Here is a 12,453-nt window from a genome sequence, read left to right on the forward strand (position 1 = left end):
ATGGCAAAATCCTGAGCAACTTTTTGTTGCTCAGGAACTTATAAATAAAGTTAAATTATAGTGTTGCGGAATTAAGGCTAAAACAAACTAATAACTTATTGAACCTTATAAACCTTCACTAAAAAATCAAAATTAACGAAACGTATATTTATATGAAAATAATCTTCGCAATAACTTTGGGCAAATGTGGCTTTACTTGGTAAATTCATCAGGCAAAACAGGTATGGCTCCATTCTGTGTACAAACGAATGCTGAAACCTTTACTGCCAATTCATGTGCCTCTCTGACGCTCTTGCCCTTCAAGATGCTTGCCACGAATGCACCTGTGAATGAATCGCCTGCACCCACTGTGTCTGCCACTTCCACCTTTGGTGTCTCTATAAACGAAACTTCGCCAGGGATGAACACATAACTGCCGTTTACACCGCAGGTAAGAATGAGCATCTTCAGATTGTACTTGCCCAAGAGGAGCCAGCATTTGTTCTCCAGGTCGATGCCCGGATAACCGAAGATGCGGCTTACGGTAATCAATTCCTCGTCGTTGATCTTGAGGATGTTGCATCGCTTGATGCTCTCGGTGATAATTTCCTTGTTATAGAATCCCTGACGGAGATTGATATCGAAGATTTTGAGGATTCCTTCTTCCTTCGGCATGTTATCAAGGAAGCGGTAGATGGTGTTGCGGGAAACCTCGTTGCGCTGAGCCAGCGAACCGAAGCAGGCTGCGGTGCAATTCTTTGCCAACTTCTCCAGGGCTGGCGTGTAGGGGATGTTGTCCCAGGCTGCTCCCTCCTTGATGTCGTAGCAAGGAATGCCGTTGGCATCGAGTGACACCTGGACGGTGCCTGTAGGGTAGGCTACCTTGTCTATCTGATAGTTGAGATGGTGATCGTTGAGTTCCTTCTCCAGTTCCTTGCCCAGCTCATCATCGCCCATTGCGCTGACCGCACAGCTATTGAGTCCGAACTGTGAAACGTGGTAAGCAAAGTTGGCAGGAGCGCCACCTAGCTTCTTTCCTTCTGGAAGCACATCGAAGAGTGCCTCACCGATACCTATCACTGATTGTTTCTTTTCCATTGTCATTTTTACTTTAAGAATGTTAGAGATGTTACTTGATTTCTGTTGCAAAGGTAGCATTTTTCAGCTACCTTCGCAAAGAAAAATCATCTAAACATTCTGCAAACGTTCCCGCAATCGTTTCCAATTTCTGCAATCGTTTGCAGTATATTTCTTCTCTTCTATCCTTTATTTCTTCTCTTCTGGTTTCTGCTCGAAATCGATGAGAACCTTCATGCTGGTTTCGCGATGAGTGTCGATAAACTTGTAGGCATCATCGTATTCCTCGAAGGCGAAGCGGTTGCTTACGAGTGGCTTGAGGTTGACGATGCCCTTGCTTACGTAATCGATGGCTGTGAGATAATCTTCGTGGCGATACATCATCGAACCGATGAGTCTCAACTCATGCTCGCCCAGATAGAACATGCTGAGGGCTGGGTCCTTGGCAAAGACAGCCACAACCACGATGTCGCTACCTTTCTCAATGGTCTCCATCAGCGAACGGATGGAAACTTCTACACCTGCTACCTCGAAACCTACCTGATAGCCTTCCTCACCGAAAAGTTCCTGGGCTGCCTCCTTCAAGGTCTTCTTGGTGATGTTGAGAGTATGCTTGATGCCGCATTCGCGAGCCTTAGCCAGGCGGAGGTCGCTTACATCGGTAATGAGTACATTCTTGGCGCCACGGGCAATGCAGAACTGGGCTATGAGGTTGCCGATGGTTCCTGCACCGCTCACTACTACATTCTTACCCTTCACATCGGTGCGGTTGCTGGCATGGGCACCAACGGCTGAAGGCTCAATCATGGCACCATAGTCGAGGCTCATGCCTTCCGGCAACTTTGCCACGCGGTCATCATCTACTACAAAGAAATCCTGTGCTGCACCATCTGCCTGGAAAGCCTGAACACGCAGGTGCTCACAAACGTTATACTGTCCTCGCTTGCAAGGGTTGCACTTGCCGCAAACCAACTGGGGGCGAGCGGTGATATGGTCGCCAGGCTTGCAGACGGTAACTTCGCTGCCTACAGCCATAACCAGTCCAGAGTACTCATGTCCCTGAACCACTGGGTAGAAGGTGGCTGGGTGAAGACCGTGGTAAGAGTGAATCTCGCTACCGCAGATGCCGATGCGCTTGATGTTGACGAGAACCTGATGAGCAGTTAAGTCTGCTGCCTTTGGTTCTGCTACTTCCTTGAATTCGATATGCTTTGGTTCTACCAATATTGCCTGTCTCATAATTATAATGTTTTGAAATTGTTATTGTTATGTTGTTGGGATGAAAGATCCCGTTTTTTTTATTTTTTCTTATTCTCCAAATCGGTCATGATCTGCTTGTATTGCTTCTTGTTGAGCTTGTAGAAGCAGAGGCATCCTGCGGTGATGATCCACAAGACTCCCGGAATGGTGCTGAAGGCGTGGTGCATGATGCTCAATACTTCTGGATTCTGCACTGCGTTGCTTACATATCCTGCACTGCCCAGAGCAATGGCGAGAAGCGATGTGCCGAGTGCCATTCCTATCTTGTTGCCCAGCGAGATGAAGGCGTATTGGAATCCGTCGTTTCTGATGCCCGTCTTCCACTCGCCATACTCCACACAGTCGGGGATGATGGCATAGATGGCTGTATTGAAGCCTGAGAAGAAGAACCACGATAAAGCTGAGAACAGATAGAACATGATGGCGCTGCCGTTAGGGCTGAAGAAGTACAGACCTATCATCGTAATACCGGTGAGGAAAGCGAAGATGGCTGCCGTGAAACCCTTGTTGCCCGTTTTTCTGAATACCAGAGGGAAGCAGGCTGCACCTATGATGCTTGGCACGATGATGGCCATGGAATAGTAGGAGAAGAGCGTTGCCGAACCTTCTACATAAGTGAAATAATAGAGCATGTCGGCATTGCGTCCGTAATGGATGAAACCGAAGAGCAACTGTCCTAAGAGGGCGAGCAGATAGGGCTTGTTCTTCATCACGGAGCGAAGCTGCACCTTTAGAGGGAGCTTCTGTCCCACAGGAACTTCTACCACTTCCTTGGTCTTGTGGAAGCAGAACAGATGGCAGGCAGCGAAGATGATGCCGTAGAGTACAGCCACAGCCAGATAACCATATTTGGTATCGCCTGCGCCAAACCAGCTGATGAGCGGAACGGTTACGATGTTGATTACTCCGATGGCCATCATGGCGCTCACCGAACGGCTGGTGTTGAGCTTGGCTCTCTCATCGATGTCTTGTGTCATGGCTCCGCAGAGTGTGCCGTAAGGCAGGTTCACGCAGGTATATCCCAGCACCAGGATGCAGTAGGTTACTGCCATATAGATAATCTTGGCGGTCTGGCTCCATTCCGGATGTGCCCAGAAGGTGAGTATCAGTACCAGTGCCGTGATAGGAGCTCCGAAGAGCAGCCATGGGCGGAATCGTCCCCATCGGGTGTGGGTCTTATCGGTAAGTGTGCCGATGATTGGGTCGTTGATGGCATCCCAGAATCGGGAAACAAGCATCAGGGTTGCTACGGCACTCATGCTGATTCCGAACACATCGGTGTAGAAAATCATGAGGAAGTTGCCCACGAACATCCAACTGAAGTTGCAGCCTACATCGCCCATGCCATAGGCGAGCTTACTGATGAAGGGAACCTTTCCCTGTGAATTGTTCTCTAGCGAAGTGTTCGCTTGAAATTTAGAATCTTGTTCCATATTTCTTTTCTTAGGTTTGATTGTGATACTTAATGTTGTTTATTCTTTGTCTTGTGAAGAAATAGAGCGATTTGAGAAATCGTTTTTCTTTTTCACGCTGCAAAGATAGAACGATTTTGCAGAAGAAACAAGAAAAAAAACGACTCTTTTTTCGCAACCGTTCCCGCAACCGTTCCCATTTTCCGCAACCGTTCCCAAAAAGATTTCTCTGTTTTTTGTTGTTGCTTTCATGGAAAATAAGTATCTTTGCGGGCGCATTTAACAAGAAAGAAAAAGAGATATGGCAAAATATGTAACCATCATGGATATTGCAAGGGAACTGGGGATTTCCAAGTCCACCGTTTCGCGTGCTCTTTCGGGAGATACTGGTAATGTGAAGGCGGAAACCTTGCAGAAGATATTGGCAACTGCCGAGCGGATGGGCTATCATCGCAACGAACTGGCTGTGAACTTTCGCCAGCAGAGTACCCATAACATCGGCATCATCATCCCCGAAATCGTAACAACGTTCTATATGACCTTTATCAATGATGCTCAAGCCATCTTGCGCAAGCAGGGGTATAAGGTGATGATTGCCATCTCTAACGAGAATCCTGAGCAGGAGAGAGAGAACATTCTGATGATGGAGCAGCTGCGTGTGGATGGCATCCTGATGAGTGCATGCGACAAGGAGCATAATGTGGACCTATATAATAAGGTGATAGAAAGGGGCATTCCCATCGTGTTTTTCGATAGAACGGTGGAGAAGGTAAAGGCTTCACAGGTGCACATGGACGATTACATCATGTCGTTTTTCATGGTGGAGGCTTTGTTGCGCAAGGGCTATAAGCATATTATTCATATCCCGGGACCTGCTTATATCCGAAACAGCTATGAACGATTGAGGGGCTATCGGGATGCGCTGGAAAAGTTTCATATAGAGTATCAGGCGCAAGATGTCTTGTCGCCAGCCTTGTCGGCAGAAGAGGGTAGTTGGGTGATGGAGCGTTTCCTGGAGAAGAATGTATCCTTTGATGCGGTCTTTGGCTTTACGGAGACTGCTGTGTTGGGAGCCAAGAGTGCTATCCAGAAGCGTGGCTTGCGCATTCCGGAGGATGTGGCGCTTTGCTGCATGTCGGGCACAGCCTTGGCTACCTTGGTTCATCCTCAGTTGACGGTAGTGGAACAGCCTATTGAGAAAATGGCGCAGGAAAGTTGCCGATTGCTGCTGGAGCATATTGCCGAAGGTTATAGAAGGATAGAGGAAATTGCATTGAGAGGTGAAACCGTGATAAGGGAATCTACTTAATAAAGGTATCGACTTCTGGAATCTGCATAAAAAAAGCTGTTTTCAGAAAACAGTGTAAAAGAAGCTGTTTTTGAAAACAGTGTAAAAGAAACGGGTGTATCATCTATATTTATTGAATGATACACCCGTTTTCTATCTCTTTATCTTAGCTTTTAAACTTAATCTATCGCCTTATCTTAAGCTTCCTCTTCCTCTTCTTCATTCTCCAGCAAGTCGGTGCCGAGGTGAGTGGTCTGCTCACGCTTCAATCGGTCGCGCACTTCCTTAGGCTTGGTGGCGTAGGTAATCATTCGGATAGAATCGTTATAGCTTACGTACTTCCAGAGCCAGTTGAGCATTACCATTACCTTGTTCTTTACGCCGAGGATAGAGCGGAGGTGAACCACCAGCCACAATACCCAGGCAAAGAAGCCCTGACTGTGGAACTTGCCAAGCTCTACTACAGCCTTGTTTCTTCCGATGGTAGCCATAGAACCCAGGTTCTTGTAGCAGAAAGGCTTGAGCTGGGAATCAGTGGCTCCCTCGGCAATCTTCTGGATATTCTTAGCCAGGAGTGCTGCCTGCTGAATGGCTACCTGAGCCAACTGTGGATGACCGCCAGGATAAGCTGGGTCTGTGGTCTGGATACACTGGTCGCCGATGGCGAAGAGACCGTCCATGCCAGGGATGCGGTTGAATTCATCTACTACGATTCGGAAACCACGGCCCAGATGGTCGCCATCGATACCTGTGATAGGCTGTGCCTTTACACCTGATACCCAGAGGAATGTGCGGGTAGGAATCTCCTGACCGTCCTTCATCAGAACCTTGTGGTCCTTGTAGTCGGTTACCATTTTGCCAAACTGTACATCCACACCCATGCTGGTAAGGAATTCGTATGCTTTCTTAGAAGAGTCCTGTGACATTCCGCCGAGCAGTCTGTCGCCCGCTTCCAGAAGATAAATGTGCATCAGAGATGAGTCCATATCAGGATAATCATAAGGAATCACATAGCGCTTCATTTCAGAGAGGGCTCCGGCAATCTCCACACCTGTGGCACCACCGCCCACAATGACCACGTTCAGGAGTTCCTGTCGCTCCTCTTCTGTGGCACAGGTCAATGCACGCTCCAGGTTACTCAGCACAGCGTTGCGCAATCCCATTGCTTCAGAAACGGTCTTCATCGGAATGGCCCATTTCTCGATGTTGGCATTGCCATAGAAATTGGTGGTGGTTCCTGCTGCGAACACCAGGTAATCGTACTCGATCTTACCGATGGAAGTCTGCAGAATCTTCATGTCTGGGAATACGGCTCTCGCTTCTGCCATGCGGAAGTAGAAGTTCTTGCGCTTGCGGAAAATCTGGCGGAACGGGAAGGAGATGGAACTTGGGTCGATACCTGCCGAGGCAATCTGATAGATAAGCGGAGGGAACTGATGGAAATTGTTCTTATCGATCAACACCACCTGCAGGTTTGAATTGCAGAGGTCTTCTGCCAAACGAAGACCACCGAGTCCGCCACCTACGATAACTACTCTCTTCAACTGATTTCTCTTGATATTAATGCTCATAACTACTGCTGTTTGTTTGGAATAACTAAATACATATATTTGCTGAAAATTCTATTCTTAGAAGGCATATAGCCTAGTCATCGCTGAAAATTCGACTGCAAAGGTACAACTTTTTTATGAGGTGGCAAAGGAAAAGGTAGAAAATTATTCTGCAATCTGATGAATCACATAGGTAACTACGCCCCAGATCATGAAGCGGTTGGTTTCATCTACCCGGATAGGGGAGAAGTTTTTGTTCCATGGGATGAGCCAGCCGAAGGCACCGCTCTCATCCATCTTGAATTGCTTGATGGTGAATTCGCCATCCACGAAGGCGATGACGAAGTTGCCGTTGGAGGGTTCTATCTGTCTATCTACGATGGCTAGGTCACCATCGAGAATGCCTGCATCCTGCATGCTATCGCCTGAAACACGTACATAGAAAGTGGCCTCACGATGGCGAACCAAAATCTCGTTGAGGTCTATCTCTCCCTCCATATAGTCTTGTGCCGGCGAAGGGAAGCCTGCCTTTACGCTTTGCTCTGCCAGCGGAATCGGTATCTTGGCTCCGAATTCCGCAGGGTGAAATGTCAGTCTTATCTTGTTATCGTTATTCTTATTCATCTTGTTATCTTATTTATTTTCTTAGTTTATGGAGCCCATTTTTAGAAAGAGGCTCATTCTGAATCTCATTGGGTTGTCACTTTCAGAATCTCATGAATATCCGTGGTAAACCGCTTCGACATATATTCCCGTTTCAAGTCGAATCGGCAACCGGTTCCCTGTACGGCTTGACGGATGGTGCCGTGTCCGTTCTTTCGATTGATGGCATCGATGGCCTCCATCAGCGCTTTTTGCTTGCTTCGGTCGATAGGGTCGAAGAGGTCTTGCTGGCGAGGACTGTCGGGCGAGATTTGCCACAGGATGACGCCTGCTTTCTTGAAATTAAATGACATTCCTGGTCGGTCGGGTCTGCTGTCAGCCATTGGTTTGGGATATCTGGCTCTGAGGATAGTGAGTGCGGCGCCCACGATTTCATCCTGAGCATTGGTGGCGATGGGCAGGGTAAGGGAATCGTGGATGGTATATTCGGGCACGTTCTCATTGAATCTGGAGGTCCATGCGAACACGGTAATACCCTGGCATACGCTACCTTGCCTCCTTAATTTTTCAGTACAGCGTACAGCGAAATTAGCCACGGCTTCTTCTATCACGTTCTTGTCAGTAATGCCCTCGTCGGCAAAACTCCTGCTGGTGCAGATGCTCTTCTTCTGCGGCAGTTCCTCGATGCTGATGCAACTCTCTCCGTTCAGTTCCTTCCAGGTCCTGACGGTGGTGATATTGAAATGGCTGCGCACCCAACTTTCTTTCTTATCCGCAAACTGGGCAGCAGTTCGGATTCCCATATAGTCGAGCTTCCGGGCTATCTGCCTGCCTATTCCCCATACGTCTTCTACGGGGAAGAGAGACAGCGCCTTGCGTCTCCGTTCGTCTGTGTCGATGAGACAACAGCCCTGATATCCCTTGTATTTCTTGGCGAATTTAGAACCGATTTTTGCCAGAGTCTTCGTCTCTGCGATTCCGATGGAAATAGGGATGCCCACGGCTCGGAGCACATCAGCCGAAATCCTGGCTCCATATCGGTGGAGGAGAGATTCGTGATCAGAAGATTCATAATCAGGAGAAGTAGAAGTTTTCTTCAGATATTCCCTGAAGAATGACTCTGCCATAGAACTGTCCACTTCGAAGAAACTCTCGTCGATGGAGTATTGGTCGATATGGGGTGAGTAGTGCGATAGCATCGACATCACCCTATTGGAAAGTGAACCATAAAGCGTGTAGTTGCTGGAGAAGATAGCTACGCCTTCAGCCTCCAGCTTTTCCTTTACCTGATAGAACGGGTCGCCCATCTTATAGCCCAGAGCCTTGGCTTCTTCAGAGCGTGCAATGACGCACCCGTCGTTGTTGCTCAAAACAACCACGGGCTTTCCTATCAGGTCGGGGCGAAACACTCGTTCGCACGAACAGTAGAAGTTGTTGCAATCTGCTAATCCTATCATTTTCTTTAATGTTAACAACGATTTCTTGTACAATCTGCAAAATTACGAAAAATATTCCGAAACCTATTATCTTTTATCCTTGTTTTTTGGTTGTTCCGTAATTTTTTCTTAACTTTGTGCCCATAATTTAGATTAGAATAATCGTAAAATCAGAACGATATGAAAGATATGTTATCATTGAGTCAAGAGCGATTCTCGGCTCGTAAGTTTACCTCTGAGGCTGTAAGCCAGGAGGATTTGGATTATATCATGCAGTGTGTGCAGCTGGCACCGTCTGCTGTGAACAGACAGCCTTGGCTCTGGCTCATCGTCCGTTCTGCAGAGGCTAAGGAGAAATTGCAGGAATGCTACGATCGTGAGTGGTTTAAAACAGCACCGATGTATATCGTGGGCATGAAAAACGTGAATGAAAACTGGGTTCGCAGATATGATGAGAAGTCTCATGGAGATATTGATGTAGCCATCGCTACAGAGCATCTTTGTCTGGCAGCCACCGAGCGTGGACTTGGAACCTGCTGGGTATGCAATTACGATACCGATAAGATGCAGCAGTTCTTCCCTCGTGAGGGCTATGAGGCAGTTGTTATTATTCCTATCGGGCATATTGCAGAAGATTGTCCTCATGCCGAGAAACAGCGCAAGGACATGAGCGAGATAGTAGAAGAAATCTAGGATAAAAATGGATGTAAAATGGAAATGGCTTCCCTTTTCGCCATACATGCCGGGTACGCCATATTAACATGAATATGAAAAGAATAAGAAAGATATTAATAGGTGGAATCATGATGATTCCTGCCCCTGTCTTTTCGCAGAATATGATGATGCCCATGGGGCAGAATACAACGGTTCCTGTAGAGCAGACTACCCATTACAAGCGCTATCATGGTGATGGAATCGATGATGTCCTGCGCCTGGTGCCAACGGCATCTGTCTTTGGATTGAAGATGTTGGGCGTGGAGGCTGAGAGTTCCTGGAAGCGAAGGATTGCTGTTTCGGTGCTCTCGTTCGGCGTCAATGCGGCTGTAACCTATTCGCTCAAGAAGTCGATACACAAGATGAGACCCGATGGGACTGATAACGAGTCGTTTCCTTCCGGACATACCTCTGTGGCTTTCTGCGGTGCCACCACATTGATGCACGAATATCGCAAGGTTTCTCCTTGGATTGGTGTGGCGGGCTATGCGGTGGCTACGGGAGTGGCTGTGGATAGAGTGCGCCGCAATCGTCATCATTGGGAAGATGTCGTGGCGGGTGCTGCCATCGGTGTAGCCTCAGCAGAAGCCGGCTATCTGATAGGCGACTGGATTTTGGGAAAGAACAAGAAGAAGGGAAAGGAGAGTGATGGAGAGAAAGAGAAGGATATCAATGACAATATCAGTCTTTCGATAGCTCCAACAGGTATTGATTTAGCTATCAGATTATAAAAAACAATCAGTTGTATAGAACGGAAAAATCAGCAGAAAAAGAGTCTTCCTGCTGATTTTTCCGTTTTTATTATTTTTCCATTCCTCCTGTCTGGATTCCCTGTTGCTCTTCCTGGAAGTCATTCTTGATGTTTGACTTCGCCTGCTGGAATTGCTTCTTGGTGTTTCCGAATTTCCATGTCAGGGTAAGACTGATTTGGCGCAATGGCACTTTTACGGTCATGTTCTGTACGTAATCCGAACCCACGGTCTTCTGCTTGATGTTGAGCTTGTCGTCGGTAGGAGTGAGGAACATCAGACTCAGGTCAAGCTTATCCTTCACGATAGATTTGGAGAGGGTGGTATAGAAGAATGCCATACCGCTCTGATAGCCCTGCAGATTATGCTGCTTGGTCTGGATGATGCTACCCACGGTCCATTGCAGTTCCCAAGGCAGGGTCTGTTGCAGGTTGATCATCGTGCTGCTGTTCCATCCGTTGTTCTTCCATCCTAGGGCATCGCTGCGCAAATCGTTGTAGCTCAAGCTCTCGTTCAGCATCAGTCTTGTTTTCTTGAACATCAGCCAATTGATGAATACATTCATGCTGGCGTTGCGGGTCTTCGAAACATTGCCGTAGGTGGTGTTGAGCAGGTTGTCGGCATCGAGGAAGGAATACTGCTCTATCTTGTTGTCGCAGAATCCGTAACCCAGGGTGGTGCTCAACATGAATCGCTGGTTATAGTAATTGAATACCATGTTCAGCTGATGCGACTTCACCACGTCGAGGTCTGTATTACCATAGGAGATGGCAGTAGGATTACTGCGGTCTATGTATGGATTCAGATAAGTGATGCCAGGACGGGTGATGCGCAGCTGATAGTTCATTCCGATGTTCATGCCTGGAGCGATGTTGTAGGAAAGGCTGGCGCTAGGTACGAGATTGCCGTACTGTTTGTCGAAGTCATCGCCCTTGCCCTGTTCAAACTTCACCTTTTCCCAGGTCTGCTCGTAGCGGGTTCCCATCATCGTTCCCCATTTTCCGAAGTTTCCTTTCCATTCAGCGTATGCAGCCAGAATATTCTGGGTGTTCTTGTATTCCATGCTGTTGGCTGGGTTCAGAGTCTCGGTCTTATCGGCTGCTACATCATAGTAGCGGGAATCGCTCTTGTTGGTGCGGGCGATGTATTTGGCGCCGAAGTTCAAGCGCTGTGTCTCGCTGAGCGAGTGGGTGAAGTCTGCCTGGAAGGTATGCTCTGTGCCACGAGTTTTGCTCTTTGAGAGCAGGTCGTGGAGCTGAATTCCCGTTACCTGACTGATGTCATCATAGAACGTATAGTTGTCGATATGGGTAGGGTTGTTGCTGAAGAGATAGCTGAGGATGAGGTAGTTGGTTCGCTTCTTGTTGAAGAATCTCTGATAGTCGATGCTTCCATTGAAAGAAGTGTTGTCCAGATCCTGCTTCATCTCGTTGCCGTATTCGAAGCCCTTGCCATAGATGCCGCCAGACATCTGGGTAAGTGGATGACCGTTCAGCTTCTGACCGAAGGTGGTCAAGCCAGCCGTGGCGCTGATGTTGCTCAGCGAATCGAGTTCATAGCTGAGACTGATGTTACCCATCGAGAACGGCTGCTTCATGTCTGATTTCTGATAGTAGTTCATCAGGCTTCCGTCTTTCTGCGTACGATCGAAGGAGATGGTTGTACCGTTCATCTTCTGGTAGTTGTACATACCGTTGGCACTGTAGGTGAGTTTGCCCTGCTGACCGCTGATGAAGGCAGAGATGCGCTGAGCCTGATTGCCGGTAGCGGCACTGATGTTGCCGTTATATCCATTGCTGAGGTCGCTGCTTCCAGCTCCGCCCAAGGTCTGCTTGTTGAGTACGATGTTGAGCACTCCGCCCGTTCCTTCTGCATCATATTTGGCTCCAGGGTTGGTAATCACTTCTATGTTCTTCACCATGTTGGCAGGCATCGCCTTGAATATCTGCGATGGGTTGGCAGAGAACATGGGATTCGGCTTTCCGTCTACGTATACCTTGAAGCTGGAAGAACCATTCACGGTGATGTTGTCCTGTCCGTCTACAGTTACCATCGGAACCTTGCGCAGCATATCGAGTACGGTAGAAGCCTTGGCATCGGCATCCTGCTCTACGTTGTAGGTCATCTTGTCGGTCTCCATCTTAACCAAAGGCTTGGAGGCAACCACGGTTACAGCATCCAGGTCCATATCCTTCCAGATGGAATCAGTAGCCTCAACCTGGTTCTGTGCGAAACTTTCGAGCGAACATACGAGCAAAGAGCTCAGTATTATCATATTTTTCTTGTTCATAACAATCTTTTTAAGTTTTCCTTAATTCCGCAACACTATAATTTAACTTTATTTATAAGTTCCTGAGCAACAAAAAGTTGCTCAGGATTTTGCCA

11 protein-coding genes are annotated in these 12,453 nt (G+C 47.8%); 3 read left to right on the forward strand and 8 right to left on the reverse strand.

What is annotated here, in order from left to right; translation table 11 throughout:
• Positions 1-192: 192 nt before the first annotated feature.
• From AAAT87_RS13765 to AAAT87_RS13780, 4 genes are all read right to left on the reverse strand, one after another.
• Positions 193-1,077 carry a carbohydrate kinase family protein gene (locus AAAT87_RS13765; protein ID WP_349226729.1) on the reverse strand — a complete coding sequence of 295 codons (885 nt, stop codon included), beginning with the start codon at positions 1,075-1,077 and terminating at the stop codon, positions 193-195.
• A gap of 168 nt (positions 1,078-1,245) precedes the next feature.
• Positions 1,246-2,295: a zinc-dependent alcohol dehydrogenase gene (locus AAAT87_RS13770; RefSeq protein WP_349226730.1), complete on the reverse strand. Its 1,050-nt coding sequence runs from the start codon at positions 2,293-2,295 to the stop codon at positions 1,246-1,248.
• 59 nt (positions 2,296-2,354) lie between these two features.
• A complete protein-coding gene (locus AAAT87_RS13775) occupies positions 2,355-3,749 on the reverse strand; it encodes an MFS transporter (protein WP_117692313.1) in 1,395 nt (464 codons plus the stop codon).
• A gap of 39 nt (positions 3,750-3,788) precedes the next feature.
• Complete coding sequence (locus AAAT87_RS13780; protein ID WP_264964621.1) at positions 3,789-3,980, reverse strand: hypothetical protein; 192 nt, start codon at positions 3,978-3,980, stop codon at positions 3,789-3,791.
• Positions 3,981-4,029: 49 nt separating this feature from the next.
• On the opposite strand from AAAT87_RS13780, the gene AAAT87_RS13785 reads away from it, so the two are divergent.
• Complete coding sequence (locus AAAT87_RS13785) at positions 4,030-5,037, forward strand: LacI family DNA-binding transcriptional regulator (protein WP_264964622.1); 1,008 nt, start codon at positions 4,030-4,032, stop codon at positions 5,035-5,037.
• Between the two features lie 176 nt (positions 5,038-5,213).
• Here AAAT87_RS13785 and AAAT87_RS13790 read toward each other — a convergent pair whose 3' ends face one another.
• The 3 genes from AAAT87_RS13790 to AAAT87_RS13800 form a co-directional block, all read right to left on the reverse strand.
• A complete protein-coding gene (locus AAAT87_RS13790) occupies positions 5,214-6,587 on the reverse strand; it encodes an NAD(P)/FAD-dependent oxidoreductase (RefSeq protein WP_349226731.1) in 1,374 nt (457 codons plus the stop codon).
• A gap of 144 nt (positions 6,588-6,731) precedes the next feature.
• Entirely contained in the window at positions 6,732-7,190 is a 459-nt protein-coding gene (locus AAAT87_RS13795; protein WP_349226732.1) for a LexA family protein, read from the reverse strand.
• A gap of 65 nt (positions 7,191-7,255) precedes the next feature.
• A complete protein-coding gene (locus tag AAAT87_RS13800; protein WP_349226733.1) occupies positions 7,256-8,626 on the reverse strand; it encodes a Y-family DNA polymerase in 1,371 nt (456 codons plus the stop codon).
• 159 nt (positions 8,627-8,785) lie between these two features.
• Between AAAT87_RS13800 and AAAT87_RS13805 the strand changes: the two genes are divergently transcribed.
• Both AAAT87_RS13805 and AAAT87_RS13810 read left to right on the forward strand, forming a co-directional pair.
• Positions 8,786-9,298 carry a nitroreductase family protein gene (locus tag AAAT87_RS13805; RefSeq protein ID WP_349226734.1) on the forward strand — a complete coding sequence of 171 codons (513 nt, stop codon included), beginning with the start codon at positions 8,786-8,788 and terminating at the stop codon, positions 9,296-9,298.
• Between the two features lie 74 nt (positions 9,299-9,372).
• Positions 9,373-10,050 carry a phosphatase PAP2 family protein gene (locus AAAT87_RS13810; protein WP_349226735.1) on the forward strand — a complete coding sequence of 226 codons (678 nt, stop codon included), beginning with the start codon at positions 9,373-9,375 and terminating at the stop codon, positions 10,048-10,050.
• Between the two features lie 70 nt (positions 10,051-10,120).
• Here AAAT87_RS13810 and AAAT87_RS13815 read toward each other — a convergent pair whose 3' ends face one another.
• The gene (locus AAAT87_RS13815) at positions 10,121-12,358 is read right to left on the reverse strand and encodes a TonB-dependent receptor domain-containing protein (RefSeq protein ID WP_349226736.1); all 2,238 of its coding nucleotides are present in this window, start codon (positions 12,356-12,358) and stop codon (positions 10,121-10,123) included.
• Positions 12,359-12,453: the final 95 nt, after the last annotated feature.

It is taken from the genome of Segatella sinensis (assembly GCF_040095255.1).
GTDB lineage: Bacteria > Bacteroidota > Bacteroidia > Bacteroidales > Bacteroidaceae > Prevotella > Prevotella sinensis.

Excerpts from the sequence above, each read along its gene's own strand:
- AAAT87_RS13765 (WP_349226729.1), bottom strand. The coding sequence starts at position 1,077 with ATGGAAAAGAAACAATCAGTGATAGGTATCGGTGAGGCACTCTTCGAT.
- AAAT87_RS13770 (WP_349226730.1), bottom strand. The coding sequence starts at position 2,295 with ATGAGACAGGCAATATTGGTAGAACCAAAGCATATCGAATTCAAGGAA.
- AAAT87_RS13775 (WP_117692313.1), bottom strand. The coding sequence starts at position 3,749 with ATGGAACAAGATTCTAAATTTCAAGCGAACACTTCGCTAGAGAACAAT.
- AAAT87_RS13780 (WP_264964621.1), bottom strand. The coding sequence starts at position 3,980 with ATGAAAGCAACAACAAAAAACAGAGAAATCTTTTTGGGAACGGTTGCG.
- AAAT87_RS13785 (WP_264964622.1), top strand. The coding sequence starts at position 4,030 with ATGGCAAAATATGTAACCATCATGGATATTGCAAGGGAACTGGGGATT.
- AAAT87_RS13790 (WP_349226731.1), bottom strand. The coding sequence starts at position 6,587 with ATGAGCATTAATATCAAGAGAAATCAGTTGAAGAGAGTAGTTATCGTA.
- AAAT87_RS13795 (WP_349226732.1), bottom strand. The coding sequence starts at position 7,190 with ATGAATAAGAATAACGATAACAAGATAAGACTGACATTTCACCCTGCG.
- AAAT87_RS13800 (WP_349226733.1), bottom strand. The coding sequence starts at position 8,626 with ATGATAGGATTAGCAGATTGCAACAACTTCTACTGTTCGTGCGAACGA.
- AAAT87_RS13805 (WP_349226734.1), top strand. The coding sequence starts at position 8,786 with ATGAAAGATATGTTATCATTGAGTCAAGAGCGATTCTCGGCTCGTAAG.
- AAAT87_RS13810 (WP_349226735.1), top strand. The coding sequence starts at position 9,373 with ATGAAAAGAATAAGAAAGATATTAATAGGTGGAATCATGATGATTCCT.
- AAAT87_RS13815 (WP_349226736.1), bottom strand. The coding sequence starts at position 12,358 with ATGAACAAGAAAAATATGATAATACTGAGCTCTTTGCTCGTATGTTCG.